Consider the following 15,176-nt stretch of genomic DNA (forward strand, 5'->3'; position numbering starts at 1 on the left):
TCAGGGCGCGGCGGGCGACCGCTCGTCCAGATCGAGCGCGAAGGGATGGCCCTCGAACGCATCGCGGCCGCGCCCGATCGCCTCCACGGCGCGCACCATGCGGCCGCGCCGGCCGAGGATCTCGTCGGCAAAACCGATGAGGCGAAGGTTCGGCGTGGCGGAGGGCGAAGAGGCGCGGATCCGGGCGGCGATGTCCGCTTCGTCGCGCTCGGGCCGGAGCGCGCAGACCGTGATGAAGGCCGCGGCCGTCGAGCGGCTGATGCCGGCAAAACAGTGCACGACGATCGGCTTGTCCGCCTTCCAGCGCTCGACGAAATCGAGCAGGGCGAGGACATGCTCCTCGGCGGGCGCGATCATGCCCTCCGTCGGCTCCAGAATGTCGTTGAAGCCGAGGAAGAGGTGACGGTCCTCGGGGATGGAGCCGGGTCGTTCGACCGGCGTGCCGACATTGATCAGCGTGACGAGATGGCTGGCACCGGTCTGGGCGACGGTGGGGCCGATTCGCTGCAGCGAGCAGACATGGACACGAGGCATGGCAGGTTCTCCTTGGGTCCTATCTAGTGCCGCCGGCGGCCGCGGTCATCCCAAAAGCGCGCGGCGCGATCCGATCAGGTCCCGGGATAGAGCGCGCCGAAGCGGGTGAGGAAACGGCGCTCCGCCTCCGCTGTCGGCCAGGGCTCGATCGGCAGCGTGGCGATGTCGATGCCGCGCGGGCGGCCGAAGAACTGCGCCGCCTCGCTCTCCGCGAAGCCGGCGAGACGGGTCGCCTCGAAAAAAGCGGCGACGCGATCGGCCGCCTTGATTGCCTTGACCAGGGCCGCAGGCTGCACGGCGGAAAGGCCGAAGCGGATATGGATCGCCGCCAGAAGCCGCGCCTCGATCGCCTTGTATTCGCCGCCGACCATCGCCTTGAACGGCGAGATCATGTCGCCGATCACATATTCCGGCGCGTCATGCAGCAGCACCGCCAGCCGGTCGGCTTCGGTGAGGGCCGGATTGGCATGCGCGGCGATCGCCTCGACGAGGACGGAGTGCTGCGCGACCGAAAAGGCGTTCGCGCCATGGGTCTGGCCGTTCCAGCGGGCGACGCGGGCGAGGCCGTGCGCGATGTCGGCAATCTCGACATCGAGCGGGGAGGGGTCGGCGAGATCGAGCCGCCGGCCGGAGAGCATGCGCTGCCAGACCCGCGGACGGGCCGCGGTCCCGCTCATGCCGCACCCTCGTCACCTGCGCCCGGCTGGGGCCAGGTGAAATGCGCGAAGGCTGGCAGCGCCAGGGTGAGCGTCACGCCATCCGCGACGAGCGGCACGCCGTCGTCCATGGCGCTGCGCGCCCGGTCGAGGCGGACCAGCGCGATGCCCGCGCTTCCGTCGACGCTGCCGAGCGCCCCGACAGCGCGCCCGCCGGCTTCGATCGCTGTGCCTGCCGGCGGCAGCGGCGCCGCGCCGCGTGCAAGGACCGCCCGCCGCCGCGCCGTTCCGCGATGCTGCATGCGCGAGACGATTTCCTGGCCGACATAGCAGCCCTTGCGGAAATCGAGCCCGCCGAGATCGTCCATGTCGGCGTCATGCGGGAAGGCGTCGCCAAAGGCGAAGTCGCGCCCGGCCTCGGGGACACCCAGACGGATGCGGTGGGCGTGATAGGCCGCCTCGTCCACTTCATCCGAGCCCGCACCGGCGAGCGCGGCTTCCTTGGGGAGGATCGCGCGCCAGCCGAGCGCGGCGAGGCGCGGGTCGGCGAAGACGACGCCATCGACCGCCGGCTTGTCTCCGCCCCAGAACGCCACGACCTCGCGCGCCGCGCTCTCATCGGCGATCGTCACCTTGGCGCGCAGCCGATAGAGCGTCATGCGCTTCACGAAATCGGGGACGCGCTCGAGCGGCAGGTCGAGCAGGAAACCATCGCCGTCGGGCGCGACGAGGAAGTCGGTCTGGATCTTTCCCTGCGGCGAGAGCAGCGCACCAAAGCCGGGCTCGCCTTGCGCCAGGCGCGCCATATCGTTCGTCACGATGTTCTGCAGGAAGCCCTCGCTGTCGGGGCCGGCGATCCGCACCACGCCGCGATCGCGGAGCCTTGCATGCGACCCATTACGCATCGGCATGGTTCCCATGCGCGGCGCGGGGTTGTGCGACCTCGCGCCCTTCCTTAAGCCGGTTCAACGGTTCGGCTCGGCGAGGAAAGCTGTAGGGCAGGGACCTGGGGAGGGCAGCCATGAGCGACACTTACGAACTCCTGTTCCGCAATGGAACCGTCGTCAACCAGGACGGCATCGGCACCCGCGACATTGCGGTGGCGGGTGGGCGCATCGTCGCCATCGGCGACATCGATCCGCGCCGGGCCGGCCGCGTGGTCGATTGCACCGGCCTCCATATATTGCCGGGTGTGATCGACAGCCAGGTGCATTTTCGCGAGCCCGGCGCCGAGCACAAGGAGGATCTCGAAACGGGCTCGCGCGCTGCCGTGCTCGGCGGCGTGACGACGGTCTTCGAGATGCCCAATACGAAGCCCACGACCACCAACGCCGCGGCGCTGGCCGACAAGATCCTGCGCGGACGCCATCGCATGCATTGCGATTTCGCCTTCTGGGTCGGCGGCACGCGGGAGAATGTCGCCGATATCCCCGACCTCGAAAGGCTGCCCGGCGCCGCCGGCATCAAGGTGTTCATCGGCTCGTCGACGGGCGATCTTCTCGTCGAGGACGATGCCTCGATCACCGAGATCCTGAAGCGCACCCGCCGCCGTGCCGCCTTCCACGCCGAGGACGAGATGCGGCTGGAGGAGCGCAAGCCGCTGCGCGTCGAGGGCGATCCCGCCTCGCATCCCGTCTGGCGCGACGAGACGGCCGCGCTGATGGCGACGCAGCGCCTCGTCTCGATCGCCCGCCGCTTCGGCGCCCGCATCCACATCCTCCACATTTCGACCGCCGAGGAGATCGACTTCCTCGCCGGCCACAAGGATCTCGTCACCTGCGAGGCGACGCCGCATCACCTCACGCTGTCCGCGGACGACTATGCGCGGCTCGGCACGCTGATCCAGATGAACCCGCCCGTGCGGGCGCCGCGCCACCGGGCCGGCATCTGGAAGGGCCTTTCGGGCGGCGTCATCGACGTGCTCGGCTCCGATCATGCCCCGCATACCCTTGAGGAAAAGGCGAAGCCCTATCCGGCGTCGCCCTCGGGCATGACCGGCGTGCAGACGCTCGTCCCGATCATGCTCGACCATGTGAATGCCGGCCGCCTGACGCTCGAGCATTTCGTCGACCTGACCTCGGCCGGTCCCGCGCGGGTGTTCGGCATGGCCCGCAAGGGCCGCATCGCCGTCGGCTATGATGCGGATCTCACGGTGGTCGACATGAAGCGCCGCCAGACCATCACCAATCGCTGGATCGCCTCCCGCGCCGCCTGGACGCCCTATGACGGGCGTCATGTTTATGGCTGGCCGGTCGGCACCGTCGTGCGCGGCAATATGGTGGTCTGGGACGGCGCGCTCGTCGGCCCCTCGCGCGGCGAACCCGTCCTGTTCCAGGAAGCGATGCCGCGCAGCTGAGGCGGGATCAATCCGGGAATTCGATCACGACCGAGGCGGCGGAATAATCGGCCGGGCCGTGATAGACGGCCTCGATATTGTTGCCGTCCGGATCGAGCAGGAACGCGGCGTAATAGTCCGGATGATAGGGCCGCAGCCCGGGGGCGCCATTGTCGGTGCCGCCGGCCGCAAGCCCGGCCGCGTAGAAGGCGTCCACCGTCGCGGTATCGCGCGCCTGGAAGGCGAGGTGGCAGCGTCCGGTCCGCGGCTCGCCCTCGGAGACGAAGAGCTCGTCGGCGTAGAAGAATTCAGGCCCGGGAACGACCGGCACGCCGATCACCTTGAGCACGGCCTCATAGAAGGCCTGGCTCTTCTTGATGTCGGCGACGACGAGCTGGATATGGTCGACCAAGCGCCCGCGATGCAGCTGCATGACTGTTTCTCCTGTTCGATCAGGAACAAAACATGAACGATCGCGAGCGTCAAGGCGTCAGTCGCCCGCCTGGAATTCGCTCCACTGGCCGTCCGGCGTGATGCCGACGCGGTAGAAGAGATAGGCGCCGTAGGTCTTCATCTCGTCATAGTCGGACGAGGTCAGCAGGCGGAACAGCTCGACCAGTTGCGGCGGCGTCAGCTTGTCGAGCGGATAGCGCGCGAAATAGGGCCAGACATAGAGCTCCTGCGGCGTGCCGACGTCGACATGGACATAGCCGGCCTCGAGCACCTCGCTGAGAATGGCGAGAATTTCGCGTCCGTCAGGATCGCCGGAAATGCCCTTGAGAAAGGCGATCGGGTCCTTGGTGTCGCCCTCGTCGGCGCCGAGATTGGGCGGATGGGACCCGCCTTGCATGATCGGGCGGAGTTGCTCCATGTCGCCGGTCTTCGCTGCGGCGAGGATCCTGTCGCGCAGCGCCTTCACCGGGGCAGGCAGCTTGGAAAGGTCGTACTCGACCGTCGGGACGGGTTCGTCGGCGGATGCCGGCTGAGCCGGCGCATCCGGCACGGGACCGGACGGCGTGCTTTCGTCCGCCCCGTCATTAGGGTCGGGCGCGATCGGGATGGTGAGGGTCGGGACCTGCTTGCCATCGGTGATCGGCGCGGCGGCAAAAGCCGCCGGAACGCCGGCCATGGCCAGGCTCATGCCGATGGCAATCAACAACCCGCAACGTGCGATCATCTTGGTCTCCTCGCTCGTCCGCTTCCTATCTACAGGACCCGTAGGCGCGGCGAAAGCAAGGCGGGGTCATTGTTGCGGGCAGGGGGACGCTCCCGGCAAGCCGGGAGCGCGGGTATCACTGGACCGTGCGCAGCAGCGTGAACTCGCCGCGGCGGACGCGATCCGGCAGGGAGACGGTGAGGTCTGCGACCGCGTCCTCGCCATAAGTATCGATCAGGTCGGCGAGCGCCGTGAACAGGGCGGCATGCGCCAGAATGTCGGGCTCGATACCCTCCGCGATGGCCTCATCCCAGGCTTCCGTCAGATAGGCGAGCGCGGCTCGCTTCTGCTCGGCAATTTCGATGGCTTCGCGGTCTGCATCCATGGCGTCGGTTGGCCTCCGTTCGTGACCGTTGGACGGAAAACGAATCGCCCACCCGGCAAAGCTAGCACGCACCGACTCGCGCAGGAGCATTATCCTGAAGGGGAGGTTAACGCGGACCTAAGATTCTGGTAAATTTGGTTAACGCTGTTATGCCCGCTTAGCGGCCATACCGGGTGGTGATGTCGCGGGTGAGTCGCTCGCCTTCGCTCATATAGCGTTCGACGGCCGTCGCCGCGGCGGCGGTGCAGGTGCGGTAAAGCGCAGCGAAGCTCGAATAGCCGTGGTTGAAGGCGTTGACGATGCGTCCGCGCCGCTCGGGCGGCGGCTCCTCGGCAGCGAGCAGGGCCTCCATCTGGTCGCGCCAGAGCGTCGGCTCCTCGGCCCCGCAGAGCGGCCGCAGATAGTGCAGCGCGCCGAGAATTTCCGAGAGACGGACCAGCGATTCTTCATAAGGCGGGTCGCCCTCGGCGGCGGTCGCCGGGAGGGGCGCGAGCAGAAGCAGCGCGAACGCCGCGGCGCGGAGCCTTCCTGTCCTCGGGTCACGAAGGCGCATCATCCGCCGTCCATTGCTGTCGCCTGTCGCGCATCGCTCGCCGGCCGGCCCGCGAGGGGGCCGCGAACCGATCGTCCGGCGATATCGCGACGCGGCCGGAAGATAGAGCATAGCGGCGATCCAAGGGAACACGGAACTCGCTGTCGCGATTCGGGATTCGGACCGAGCCCGGCCATAGCTCAGCGGCGGCGGGACAGCAGCACGATCCGTTCGAGGTCCGGCGTCGTCGTCAGCGCGGAGAGCTCGGTCGGTTCGAACCAGCCGGCCTCGGCGGCGTCGGATGCGGCGAGGGGCTCGCCATCGGCCTCGGCCGTGAAGACGATGATCACGAAATGGCTCGACGGCGGCTCGCCGGGCGCGATCGCGTCGAGCGTCTCGACAAGCCGCGGCGCGCCGATCGCGAGGCCCGTCTCCTCCATAACCTCGCGTCGGGCGGCGGCGGCGAGCGGCTCGCCCCATTCCACCCGCCCGCCCGGCAACGACCAGGCGCCGAGGAATGGCTCATGGCCGCGGCGCACGAGCAGGACCCGCTCCTCGCGCCAGATCGCGACGCTGACGCCGAGTTGCGGGCGGCGGGTTTCTGGCATGCGGTATGGTTCTCCCGGTCGGCGCGCGGCCCGGCCATCTCGGCTCAGGCGCTGGCGCGCGGCGGCGGAGCCTATATGAATCGCTGGGGACGCGGGAGAGGCTCCAAGGGAGCGGAACGAGATGTGTGGTCGCTATGCGCTGGCGGTGAAGCCGGAGGATGTCGAGGCGGAATTCTCGATGATCCGCATCGAGTGGTTCCCGCCGCGCTACAACATCGCCCCGACTCAGCCGATCCTCGTCATCCGCGCGGGCAGGGAAGGGCGCGAGGCCGCGCTGGTGCGCTGGGGGCTGGTCCCGTCCTGGACCAAGGACATGGCGGCGCTGCCGCTGTTCTTCAACGCGCGCTCCGAAACGGCGGCGACCAAGCCGGCCTTTCGCGGCGCCTTCCGCCATCGCCGTTGCCTGATCCCGGCCTCCGGCTTCTATGAATGGCTGAAGGCGCCGGCGGTCGGCCGGAGCGGCAAGGCGACCGTCATCCGCAAGCCCTATTATCTGGCGCCGAAGCGCAAGCTCGTCGCCTTCGCAGGCTTGTGGGACGAATGGGCCGATGCAAACGGCAACCTTCTCGACAGCGCGACGATCCTGACGACCGCCGCCAATGACGACGTCGCCGCGCTGCATGACCGCATGCCCGTCGTCGTCGAGCCGCAGGATTATGACCGCTGGCTGGGGCTCGGCGGCGCCGACGAGGCGGGCCTTGGCGACATCCTTCGCCCGGCGCCGCCCGGCACCTTCAGCGCCGTCCCCGTGGATCCGCGCGTCAACACGGCGCGATTCGACGATCCCGCCCTGATCGTGCCAACCGGGCCGGCAGAGCCCGCCGCGCCGACGTCGGAGACGCAGCTGAAGCTGCTCTGAGCGGCAACAGGAACCGCCCATTGCCATGGCCGCGCGCCGCGGCTATGGGAGGCGCCCTTTCGAAGACTGATCGGACAGATGGATATGCTCGCCGCCGCGACCGAAGGCTTCCTGCTCGGCGCGAGCCTCATCGTCGCGATCGGCGCGCAGAACGCCTTCGTGCTGCGGCAGGGGCTGGCGCGGCGGCAGGTCTTCGTCGTCACGACGTTCTGCTTTCTCGCCGATGCGCTGCTCATTTCGTTCGGCGTCGCCGGGGTCGGTTCGCTCGTGCGCTCCTCGCCGGGGCTCCTGTGGGTGGTGACGCTCGCGGGCGCGGCGTTCCTGCTGACCTATGGCGCCATGGCGCTGCGCCGGGCGCTGCATCCGGGCAATCTGTCGGCTGCCTCGGCGGCGCAGTCGCGCCTCGGCACGGCTCTGGCGACCGCTGCCGCGCTCACCTTCCTCAACCCGCATGTCTATCTGGATACGGTCGTGCTGCTCGGCTCGCTGTCGGCGCGCCATGCGGGCGCGGCCCGCGTGGCGTTCGGTGCCGGCGCCGCGATGGCCTCGGCCGTGTGGTTCTATGGGCTCGGCTTCGGCGCCCGCTTTGCGGCGCCGCTCTTCGCGCGGCCGGCCGCCTGGCGCATCCTGGATGGGGCGATCGCGATCATCATGGCCTCGATCGCCCTATCCTTGCTCGCGCAGGTGTTCTGACCGCGATCAGGCGTCGGCGGTCAGCTTGAGCGCGGCGATGCCGATGATGATCAGCGCGATCGCGCCAAGCCGCGCCGGGCTCGCCGATTCGCCCCAGTAGAGGATGCCGAAGGCGACGGTTCCGACCGTGCCGATGCCCGTCCAGACGGCATAGGCGGTGCCGAGTGGAAGCGAGCGCAGGGCAAGCCCCAGTGCCGCGACGCTCGCGATCATTGCAAGAACGGTGAGGATCGTCGGAATGGGCCGCGTAAAACCTTCGGTGGTCCGCAGGCCGACAGCCCAGCCGATCTCGAACAGACCGGCGACGACAAGGAGGAGCCATGCCATGGCGAATATCTCCGCTGGCAGGGTCGTCCCCGCGTCAAACATGCCGAACGGGGTCGTCCCCGTCCGCTGGATTTCATATGGAGGCTGGGAGCGGCCGGTCAAGGCCGCACAAGCGGGCGCTCAGTCGCGGTCCGGCGTCTCGGCCTGCATCTGCGGCTGGTGCTGCTCCTTGCGCTTCTGGTGCTTCAGCGCCTCGACGAGTTCGGGATTGCCGAGTTCGCCATACTTGGCGCGAAGATCCTGCTCTTGCTCTCGTTGAGCGCGGCTCTTGAACTGCGGGTGTTCTTGCTTGGCCATGATGCGTCGATAGTCCTGAACGTTTCCGATCCGCTGTCCGACCATTTTCATGCCGGCCGGCTCGCGGGTCGGCGCCTATGCCGCCCCAATATGGCAGATTCATGTTTTGTTATCCGGTTAACGAACCTCATCCATCTTCAAAACATGCGTAGAACTATTGCATTACGTGAGAAGGGTGCAGCAAGAACGCAACAGCGCCGAACCGTCGTGTTGCGGCTATGCGCATGCGGCAGCGCCGTGTTACGACGGTTCGACCTCGCGTGGAGTGGTTCCGGACCGGCACGATGACTGCTCGCCCATCGCAAAGGCTGGCCCGTTCGGCGCCCTGGGCGCTCCGCTTCGCGGCGCTGCCCGTTCCGCTGCTTTTGCTCGCGGCGTTGCTGCATCATTATCGCTTCATCGACATCGCGCCGCTGTTCGCGACGATCGGCATCGCCTGGGCGCTCGCCGCCGCGGCGCTCGTGCTCGCCGTGCTCGCCTTCCGGGCGATCTGGATCGACGGCGCCGCCGGTTTCCGTGCCGCCATGTGGGCGGCGGTACTGGCAGGCCTGGTCCTCCTGCTGCCCGCCGCCGTCGTCACCGAGATGATCCATCTCCCGCGCCTGGCGGATGTCTCGACCGACGGCACCGATCCGCCGCTGTTCACCGTTGCGCCCGATTCCGTCACCATGCGCCCGTTGCCGGGCCCCCGGCTCCGTGCGGAGCAGGCCGTGGCCTATCCGGATATCGTCGCGCGCCATTATCCCCTGTCGCCTGAACGCGTGTTTCAGTCGGTGGATGCGCTCGTCGCTGCGCAGGGCTGGAACGTGACGGACCGCCGCGCGCCGGACACCGACAACGAGGTCGGCTGGATCGAGGCGGAGGGCTCGACGATGGTCCTCGCGCTGCCGGTGGATATCGTCATCCGCGTGATCGGCGACGAGGACGGCGCGCTGGTCGACATGCGCTCGGCCTCGCGCGTCGGCGCGCATGATCTCGGCGACAATGCGCGCCGCATCCGCGATTTCCTCACCGCGCTCGACACGGCGCTGCAGGGCGTTTCCGAGCCCGAGGGCGGGATGGACGATGCAGACAGCGACGGTCAGGCGGGAGGCGACGCGCAGGATCTGCCGCCGCTGCCGGTTCCCTCGCCGATCAACGGTCGCTGACGGGCTCGTAGATCCCGTCGAGGCCGATGCCCGAGACGAGGCGAATGCGGCCCCGCGCGACCAAATCCTCGATATGCGCCAGCACCGACAGTGCCGCGGCGCCGTGCAGCGCCGCCGGCGTCTCGCGATAGATGACGGCCACGATCTCGCGGATGGTCCGGTCGCCGCGGGCGATGCGCTCCGCGATAGCGGCCTCGCGCAGCCGGCGATGCGCCTTCAGCGCGCGGACGAAGGCCGGCGCGTTGCGCAGCGGCGCGCCGTGCCCCGGCAGGTAGATCGACTCGCCCCGCGCCGCGAGCACGTCGAGCGAGGCCATGTAATCGGCCATCGAGCCGTCCGGCGGGGCGACCACGGTGGTCGACCAGCCCATGACATGATCGCCGGAAAAGAGGTGGTCGGTCCCGTCCAGCGCGAACGCCATATGATTGGCGGCATGGCCGGGCGTCGCAAGCGCCGTCAGGCTGTAGCCGGATCCCGCGATCACCGCGCCGTCGACGATCCTGCGGTCCGGCATGAAATCCGGGTCGCCGCCGGCGTCCAGCACGCCGCTCTCGCCGTCGCGTCCGGGCCGCGACAGGCGATGCGGTCCCTCGCCGAGTGTCTCCGCGCCGGTCGCTGCCTTGAGGCGGGCGACGCCCATGCTGTGGTCGCGGTGGGTATGCGTGACGATGATGTGCCGCACGCGCTCGCCGCGCGTCGCAGCGACCAGGGCGTCGATATGGCCGGGATCGTCGGGACCCGGGTCGATGATCGCGACCTCGCCCGTCCCGACGATATAGCTATTGGTGCCGTGAAAGGTGAACGGGCTCGCATTCGGCGCCGTGATGCGGCGCACGCCCGGCAGGATCTCGACGGCGACGCCGTAGCGCGGATCGAAGTCGCGCTCGAAGGCGATGTCGTCGCTCCTGGATGATTCGGCACGGGATGATGTCGGGTCGGTCATGGCGGCAAGTTGGGTCGGGCTGCCGGCCAGATCAACCCGCCCTCAAAAAGAAACGCCCCGGCCAGTGGCCGGGGCGTCTGACGCGCGCCGCGTCTGAAGGAGGGGCGCGGCGTCGCGATCCCTGTGATCAGGCGTTCGCCGCAGCCGGAGCCGAGACCTTCGCCGCGATCTTGGCGACGTGGGCGCCCTGGTAGCGGGCGGCCTCGAGCTCGATCTCGGAAGGCTGGCGGCTGCCGTCGCCATCGGTGATCGTCGAGGCGCCGTAGGGCGAGCCGCCCTTCACCTGCTCGACGCCCATCTGACCCTGGAACGCGTAGGGCAGGCCGACATAGATCAGGCCGTGATGCAGGAAGGTCGGGATGAAGCCGAGGATGGTCGACTCCTGGCCGCCATGCTGCGTGGCCGAGCTCGTGAACATCGAACCGACCTTGCCGACCAGCTTGCCCTGCGCCCAGAGGCCGCCGGTCTGGTCCCAGAAATTGCGCATCTGCGAGGCGACCGTGCCGTAGCGCGTGCCGGCGCCGACGATGATGGCGTCATAGCCCTCGAGATCGGCCGGGGTGGCGACCGGGGCAGCCTGGTCCATCTTGTAGTAGGACGCCTTGGCCACGTCGTCCGGAACCAGCTCCGGCACGCGCTTGATATCGACGGTCGCGCCGGCAGAACGGGCGCCCTCGGCGACGGCCTCGGCCATCTTCTCGATATGGCCATAGGCCGAATAGTAAAGGACCAGAACCTTGGTCATGACGTTCTCCTTCAGTTCGTCGTGTGATGCGGTGCACCGTAGATCGTCTTATGCGCGCGATTTGCAAAGCCGTGCTTCGGTGAACAGTCTGTTTGCGGGATTGTCTGGCTCTCAATCGATCGCGCCCGCCCTTGCGGCCCTGCCGCTTTGTCCTATGCTCCCGGCGGTTCGAGACAAGACGTTCGGGAGGAAACATGCTCGACAAGGACTTCCTGGTGCTCGATGACCGTTTCCGGCGTTACGCCATGGGCAACGTGCACATCGAAAAACTGTGGACCGGCTCGCGCTGGGCCGAGGGCCCGGCCTATTTCGCGGCCGGCAAATATCTGATCTGGTCGGACATACCGAACGATCGGCTGCTGCGTTACGACGAGACCGACGGCTCGGTCTCCGTCTTCCAGACCCCGTGCTACAACCAGAACGGCCATACAGTCGATCTCGAGGGCCGGCTCATCGCCTGCGAGCATCGCGGCCGCGCGGTCACCCGCATCGAGCATGACGGCTCGCGCAAGATCCTCGCCGACCGCTTCGAGGGCAAGAAGCTCAATTCGCCGAACGACGTCGTCGTCAAGTCGGACGGGTCGATCTGGTTCACGGACCCGACCTACGGCATCGACGGCGAATATGAGGGCGATTACGCCGTCTCCGAAATCGGCGCCTGCAACGTCTACCGCATCGATCCGTCCAACGGCGGCGTCACGGCGGTGATCACCGACATGGTGCGCCCGAACGGCCTCGCCTTCTCCCCGGACGAGAAGATCCTTTACGTCGCCGACACGGGTCTGACGCACAAGCCCGACTGCTCGCCCGACATCCGCGCCTATCCGGTCAATTCGGATGGCAAGGGCGTCGGCGTCGGCCGTCGTTTCGTGACCTGCGACCAGGGCCTGTTCGACGGCTTCCGCGTCGATGTGCACGGCAATATCTGGAGCTCGGCCGCCGACGGCGTCCATTGCTTCACGCCGGACGGCAAGCTGATCGGCAAGATCCTCATTCCCGAGGTCGTCGCGAACGTCACCTTCGGCGGCCGCAAGCGCAACCGCATGTATATCTGCGGCACGACGAGCCTCTATTCGGTCTATCTGAATACCCAGGGCGCATTGCGGCCCAAGGTCTGAACCGCGTGGCGGGCGCCCGGTCGACGGGCGCCCTCAGTGCCGTTCATGCAGGCAGCCGGCGTGGTCGCCGAGCACTTCGATCACGCGGCACTGCGCGACGCGCCCGTGCTCGCCTTCCTCGACCATCCGCTTGACCTCGCTGCGGAGCGCCGTGAGGCGCGCGATCTTGTCGTCGATCTCCGACAGATGCGCCCGCGCGATCACATCGACCTCGGCGCAGGAGCGGTCGGGTTGGTCGGAGAGATCGAGCAATTGCCGGATCGCCTCGACTTCAAAGCCGAGATCGCGCGCATGGCGGATGAAGCGGAGCCGCTGGATGCTCTGGGCGTCATAAGTTCGGCGGTTGCTTTCCGTCCGGTCGGGAGCGGGCAGCAGCCCGATATCCTCATAATAGCGGATGGTCGGAACCTTGATGCCGGTCTCGCGTGAGACCGCGCCGATCGAGATCGCATGCATGGTCGATTTTGTCCTTGATCCTCTAGTCACTGGAGGATGTAGCGTCATCGTCAGGATTTGCAAGAATCGGGAACCGGATGATGGGTGCCGCACAGAAGATCGAGGAACGCTACCGTGTCACGGGCATGGATTGCGCGGGTTGCGCCGCCAAGATCGACCGGGCGGTGCGGCGCATCGAGGGTGTCGAGGATGTCTCGGTCTCCGTCACGGCAGGCACGCTGGTCGTCCAGCGGCGGCCGGATGCCGCGATCGAGGGGCCGGTGTCCTCCAGCGTGCGGGCGCTCGGCTATGGCATAACCGCGGCCCCGCGCTCCGGTGCGGCGGTGCCTGCCGCGCCGGTCGAGGATCACGATCATGCGCATGATCATGAGGACTACGGCCATGCGGCCCACGATCATTCGGGCCACGACCACGCAAGCCACGACCACGCAGGTCATGACCATGCTGGCCATGATGACGGCAGGGGCGAGTCGGCCCTCGCCGGGATGCACGGCCATGACGACGCCGAGGATGGCGAGCTCGCCTGGTGGCAGACGCCCAAGGCGCGGCTGACGCTGCTGGCGGCGCTGGCCCTCGCTGTCGCCTTCCTCGTCACCCGGTTCGCGCCCGGCCTCGGCCACTGGCCCTATGCGCTCGCCATGCTGGTCGGCCTGGTGCCGATCGCGCGGCGGGCGCTCGCCGGCGCCCGCTATGGCACGCCCTTCTCGATCGAGACGCTGATGACGATCGCCGCGGTCGGTGCGGTCTGCATCGGCGCCAGTGAGGAGGCCGCCATGGTGGTCTTCCTGTTCCTGATCGGCGAGATGCTGGAGGGCGCGGCAGCGCGCCGTGCGCGCGCCTCGATCCGCAGCCTGGCGACGCTGTTGCCGAAGACCGCGCTTCTCGAGCAGGGCGGCGGCCTTGTCGAGGTCGGCGCCGAGACGCTCGTCGTCGGCGCTGTGATCCAGGTGCGCCCGGGCGACCGCATCGCGGCCGACGGCATCGTCCTCGCGGGCACGGGCAGTGTCGACGAGGCGCCGGTCACCGGTGAAAGCGTGCCGAAGAAGAAGACCATCGGCGACGATGTCTTCGCCGGCACGATCAACCAGGACGCGGTGCTGCGCGTGAAGGTAACCGCGGCGGCCACCGACAATACGATTGCGCGCGTCATCCGTCTCGTCGAGGAGGCGCAGGAGGCGAAGGCGCCGACCGAGCGCTTCATCGACCGCTTCGCGCGCTTCTATACGCCCGGCGTGCTCGTCGTCGGCGCGCTGGTGGCCATCCTGCCGCCGCTGCTGCTCGGCGCTTCGTGGGATGAGTGGATCTACAAGGGCCTCGCCATCCTCCTGATCGGCTGCCCCTGCGCGCTGGTCATCTCGACGCCTGCGGCCATCGCGGCCGGCCTCGCCAATGGCGCGCGGCGCGGCTTGCTGATGAAGGGCGGCGCCGTGCTCGAAGGGCTCGCGGGCATCGATCGCGTGGCCTTCGACAAGACCGGAACGCTGACGCTGGGCATGCCCGTGGTCAGCGACATCGTGCCGGCCGGGTTCGACGAGCGCGAGGTGCTGCGCCTCGCCGCGGCGCTCGAGACCGGCTCGAGCCATCCGCTCGCCCGCGCCATCCTCGCCCGGGCTGCTGCCGATGGTGTCGCCGTGCCGGATGCCGAAGCGCTCGCGGCGCTCGCAGGCAAGGGCGTCGAAGGCACGGTCGAGGGACGTCGCCTCTTCCTCGGCGCGCCGGGCGCCGTGTCGCTGCCCGAGGCGCTCGGTGCGCGGGCGCATGCGCTCTCCGGCGAGGGCAAGAGCATTGCCGTGCTCACGGTCGACGGTGTGCCCGCGGGCCTCCTCGCGATGCGTGACGGTCCGCGTCCCGACGCGAAGGCCGGCCTCGCCGCGTTGCGCAAGATGGGGATCGAGCCCCTCATGCTGACGGGCGACAATCGTCGCGCGGCCGATGCGGTCGGTGCCGAACTCGGCCTCGACGTGCGCGCGGAACTGCTGCCCGCCGACAAGCAGGGCATCATCAAGGAATTGCAGCAGTCCGGGCACCGCGTCGCCAAGGTCGGCGACGGCATCAACGATGCGCCGGCGCTGGCGGCGGCCGATATCGGGATCGCGATGGGCGGTGGCACGGATGTCGCCCTCGAAACCGCCGATGCGGCGATCCTCAACGACCGCGTCGGCGACGTTGCCGAGCTCGTCCGCCTCGCGCGGCGGACGCTTCGCAACATTCACCAGAACGTCGCGATCGCGCTGGGGCTCAAGGCGGTGTTCCTGGTGACGACGATCCTCGGCATCACCGGCCTCTGGCCGGCCATCCTGGCGGATACGGGCGCCACCGTGCTCGTGACGCTGAATGCGCTGACGCTGCTGGGATTTGGCCGCAGGACCTGAGACGGGGACACA

Annotated in this window: 19 protein-coding genes; 6 read left to right on the plus strand and 13 right to left on the minus strand. The window is 68.4% G+C overall.

What is annotated here, in order from left to right; genetic code table 11:
* The 3 genes from GGR25_RS08195 to ygfZ form a co-directional block, all read right to left on the minus strand.
* A complete protein-coding gene (locus GGR25_RS08195) occupies window positions 1-534 on the minus strand; it encodes a tyrosine phosphatase family protein (RefSeq protein ID WP_183398255.1) in 534 nt (177 codons plus the stop codon).
* A gap of 74 nt (window positions 535-608) precedes the next feature.
* Entirely contained in the window at window positions 609-1,211 is a 603-nt protein-coding gene (locus tag GGR25_RS08200) for an HD domain-containing protein (protein ID WP_183398256.1), read from the minus strand.
* Window positions 1,208-2,095 (minus strand): CAF17-like 4Fe-4S cluster assembly/insertion protein YgfZ, encoded by an 888-nt coding sequence (gene ygfZ / locus GGR25_RS08205; RefSeq protein WP_183398257.1) that lies wholly within the window; start codon window positions 2,093-2,095, stop codon window positions 1,208-1,210. Before ygfZ ends, GGR25_RS08200 begins: the two co-directional genes overlap by 4 nt.
* 116 nt (window positions 2,096-2,211) lie before the next feature.
* Here ygfZ and GGR25_RS08210 point away from each other — a divergent pair, with 116 nt between their 5' ends.
* On the plus strand, window positions 2,212-3,546 hold the full coding sequence (locus tag GGR25_RS08210; protein ID WP_183398258.1) for a dihydroorotase: 1,335 nt from the start codon (window positions 2,212-2,214) through the stop codon (window positions 3,544-3,546).
* A 7-nt stretch (window positions 3,547-3,553) separates the two neighbouring features.
* On the opposite strand, the gene GGR25_RS08215 is transcribed toward GGR25_RS08210, so the two are convergent.
* The 5 genes from GGR25_RS08215 to GGR25_RS08235 form a co-directional block, all read right to left on the minus strand.
* On the minus strand, window positions 3,554-3,958 hold the full coding sequence (locus tag GGR25_RS08215; protein WP_183398259.1) for a VOC family protein: 405 nt from the start codon (window positions 3,956-3,958) through the stop codon (window positions 3,554-3,556).
* A gap of 57 nt (window positions 3,959-4,015) precedes the next feature.
* Entirely contained in the window at window positions 4,016-4,702 is a 687-nt protein-coding gene (locus GGR25_RS08220; RefSeq protein WP_246409358.1) for a hypothetical protein, read from the minus strand.
* A gap of 115 nt (window positions 4,703-4,817) precedes the next feature.
* On the minus strand, window positions 4,818-5,066 hold the full coding sequence (locus tag GGR25_RS08225) for a hypothetical protein (protein WP_183398260.1): 249 nt from the start codon (window positions 5,064-5,066) through the stop codon (window positions 4,818-4,820).
* 157 nt (window positions 5,067-5,223) lie between these two features.
* Entirely contained in the window at window positions 5,224-5,622 is a 399-nt protein-coding gene (locus GGR25_RS08230; RefSeq protein ID WP_246409361.1) for a TIGR02301 family protein, read from the minus strand.
* Window positions 5,623-5,798: 176 nt separating this feature from the next.
* Window positions 5,799-6,206 carry an NUDIX hydrolase gene (locus GGR25_RS08235; RefSeq protein ID WP_183398261.1) on the minus strand — a complete coding sequence of 136 codons (408 nt, stop codon included), beginning with the start codon at window positions 6,204-6,206 and terminating at the stop codon, window positions 5,799-5,801.
* A gap of 121 nt (window positions 6,207-6,327) precedes the next feature.
* Between GGR25_RS08235 and GGR25_RS08240 the strand changes: the two genes are divergently transcribed.
* A complete protein-coding gene (locus tag GGR25_RS08240; RefSeq protein ID WP_183398262.1) occupies window positions 6,328-7,065 on the plus strand; it encodes an SOS response-associated peptidase in 738 nt (245 codons plus the stop codon).
* A gap of 84 nt (window positions 7,066-7,149) precedes the next feature.
* The gene (locus GGR25_RS08245; protein ID WP_183398646.1) at window positions 7,150-7,758 is read left to right on the plus strand and encodes a LysE/ArgO family amino acid transporter; all 609 of its coding nucleotides are present in this window, start codon (window positions 7,150-7,152) and stop codon (window positions 7,756-7,758) included.
* 6 nt (window positions 7,759-7,764) lie between these two features.
* Here GGR25_RS08245 and sugE read toward each other — a convergent pair whose 3' ends face one another.
* A complete protein-coding gene (sugE, locus tag GGR25_RS08250; protein WP_183398263.1) occupies window positions 7,765-8,085 on the minus strand; it encodes a quaternary ammonium compound efflux SMR transporter SugE in 321 nt (106 codons plus the stop codon).
* A 120-nt stretch (window positions 8,086-8,205) separates the two neighbouring features.
* Window positions 8,206-8,382 carry a hypothetical protein gene (locus tag GGR25_RS08255; RefSeq protein ID WP_183398264.1) on the minus strand — a complete coding sequence of 59 codons (177 nt, stop codon included), beginning with the start codon at window positions 8,380-8,382 and terminating at the stop codon, window positions 8,206-8,208.
* 284 nt (window positions 8,383-8,666) lie between these two features.
* Between GGR25_RS08255 and GGR25_RS08260 the strand changes: the two genes are divergently transcribed.
* The gene (locus GGR25_RS08260; RefSeq protein ID WP_183398265.1) at window positions 8,667-9,530 is read left to right on the plus strand and encodes a DUF1499 domain-containing protein; all 864 of its coding nucleotides are present in this window, start codon (window positions 8,667-8,669) and stop codon (window positions 9,528-9,530) included.
* On the opposite strand, the gene GGR25_RS08265 is transcribed toward GGR25_RS08260, so the two are convergent.
* Both GGR25_RS08265 and wrbA read right to left on the minus strand, forming a co-directional pair.
* Entirely contained in the window at window positions 9,517-10,473 is a 957-nt protein-coding gene (locus tag GGR25_RS08265) for an MBL fold metallo-hydrolase (protein WP_183398266.1), read from the minus strand. The two genes, GGR25_RS08260 and GGR25_RS08265, sit on opposite strands and share 14 nt — an antisense overlap.
* 127 nt (window positions 10,474-10,600) lie before the next feature.
* On the minus strand, window positions 10,601-11,218 hold the full coding sequence (gene wrbA / locus GGR25_RS08270) for an NAD(P)H:quinone oxidoreductase type IV (RefSeq protein ID WP_183398267.1): 618 nt from the start codon (window positions 11,216-11,218) through the stop codon (window positions 10,601-10,603).
* A 194-nt stretch (window positions 11,219-11,412) separates the two neighbouring features.
* On the opposite strand from wrbA, the gene GGR25_RS08275 reads away from it, so the two are divergent.
* On the plus strand, window positions 11,413-12,336 hold the full coding sequence (locus GGR25_RS08275; RefSeq protein ID WP_183398268.1) for an SMP-30/gluconolactonase/LRE family protein: 924 nt from the start codon (window positions 11,413-11,415) through the stop codon (window positions 12,334-12,336).
* A 33-nt stretch (window positions 12,337-12,369) separates the two neighbouring features.
* On the opposite strand, the gene GGR25_RS08280 is transcribed toward GGR25_RS08275, so the two are convergent.
* On the minus strand, window positions 12,370-12,792 hold the full coding sequence (locus tag GGR25_RS08280; RefSeq protein WP_183398269.1) for a MerR family transcriptional regulator: 423 nt from the start codon (window positions 12,790-12,792) through the stop codon (window positions 12,370-12,372).
* Between the two features lie 80 nt (window positions 12,793-12,872).
* Here GGR25_RS08280 and GGR25_RS08285 point away from each other — a divergent pair, with 80 nt between their 5' ends.
* A complete protein-coding gene (locus GGR25_RS08285; RefSeq protein WP_183398647.1) occupies window positions 12,873-15,164 on the plus strand; it encodes a heavy metal translocating P-type ATPase in 2,292 nt (763 codons plus the stop codon).
* Window positions 15,165-15,176: the final 12 nt, after the last annotated feature.

The organism is Kaistia hirudinis, assembly GCF_014196455.1.
GTDB lineage: Bacteria > Pseudomonadota > Alphaproteobacteria > Rhizobiales > Kaistiaceae > Kaistia > Kaistia hirudinis.

What these genes read in the sequence shown, in the direction of transcription:
- wrbA (WP_183398267.1), bottom strand. Translation starts at nt 11,218, where the DNA reads ATGACCAAGGTTCTGGTCCTTTACTATTCGGCCTATGGCCATATCGAG.
- GGR25_RS08195 (WP_183398255.1), bottom strand. Translation starts at nt 534, where the DNA reads ATGCCTCGTGTCCATGTCTGCTCGCTGCAGCGAATCGGCCCCACCGTC.
- GGR25_RS08260 (WP_183398265.1), top strand. Translation starts at nt 8,667, where the DNA reads ATGACTGCTCGCCCATCGCAAAGGCTGGCCCGTTCGGCGCCCTGGGCG.
- GGR25_RS08200 (WP_183398256.1), bottom strand. Translation starts at nt 1,211, where the DNA reads ATGAGCGGGACCGCGGCCCGTCCGCGGGTCTGGCAGCGCATGCTCTCC.
- GGR25_RS08225 (WP_183398260.1), bottom strand. Translation starts at nt 5,066, where the DNA reads ATGGATGCAGACCGCGAAGCCATCGAAATTGCCGAGCAGAAGCGAGCC.
- GGR25_RS08220 (WP_246409358.1), bottom strand. Translation starts at nt 4,702, where the DNA reads ATGATCGCACGTTGCGGGTTGTTGATTGCCATCGGCATGAGCCTGGCC.
- sugE (WP_183398263.1), bottom strand. Translation starts at nt 8,085, where the DNA reads ATGGCATGGCTCCTCCTTGTCGTCGCCGGTCTGTTCGAGATCGGCTGG.
- GGR25_RS08215 (WP_183398259.1), bottom strand. Translation starts at nt 3,958, where the DNA reads ATGCAGCTGCATCGCGGGCGCTTGGTCGACCATATCCAGCTCGTCGTC.
- GGR25_RS08255 (WP_183398264.1), bottom strand. Translation starts at nt 8,382, where the DNA reads ATGGCCAAGCAAGAACACCCGCAGTTCAAGAGCCGCGCTCAACGAGAG.
- GGR25_RS08280 (WP_183398269.1), bottom strand. Translation starts at nt 12,792, where the DNA reads ATGCATGCGATCTCGATCGGCGCGGTCTCACGCGAGACCGGCATCAAG.
- ygfZ (WP_183398257.1), bottom strand. Translation starts at nt 2,095, where the DNA reads ATGCGTAATGGGTCGCATGCAAGGCTCCGCGATCGCGGCGTGGTGCGG.
- GGR25_RS08210 (WP_183398258.1), top strand. Translation starts at nt 2,212, where the DNA reads ATGAGCGACACTTACGAACTCCTGTTCCGCAATGGAACCGTCGTCAAC.
- GGR25_RS08285 (WP_183398647.1), top strand. Translation starts at nt 12,873, where the DNA reads ATGGGTGCCGCACAGAAGATCGAGGAACGCTACCGTGTCACGGGCATG.
- GGR25_RS08240 (WP_183398262.1), top strand. Translation starts at nt 6,328, where the DNA reads ATGTGTGGTCGCTATGCGCTGGCGGTGAAGCCGGAGGATGTCGAGGCG.
- GGR25_RS08230 (WP_246409361.1), bottom strand. Translation starts at nt 5,622, where the DNA reads ATGATGCGCCTTCGTGACCCGAGGACAGGAAGGCTCCGCGCCGCGGCG.
- GGR25_RS08265 (WP_183398266.1), bottom strand. Translation starts at nt 10,473, where the DNA reads ATGACCGACCCGACATCATCCCGTGCCGAATCATCCAGGAGCGACGAC.
- GGR25_RS08275 (WP_183398268.1), top strand. Translation starts at nt 11,413, where the DNA reads ATGCTCGACAAGGACTTCCTGGTGCTCGATGACCGTTTCCGGCGTTAC.
- GGR25_RS08245 (WP_183398646.1), top strand. Translation starts at nt 7,150, where the DNA reads ATGCTCGCCGCCGCGACCGAAGGCTTCCTGCTCGGCGCGAGCCTCATC.
- GGR25_RS08235 (WP_183398261.1), bottom strand. Translation starts at nt 6,206, where the DNA reads ATGCCAGAAACCCGCCGCCCGCAACTCGGCGTCAGCGTCGCGATCTGG.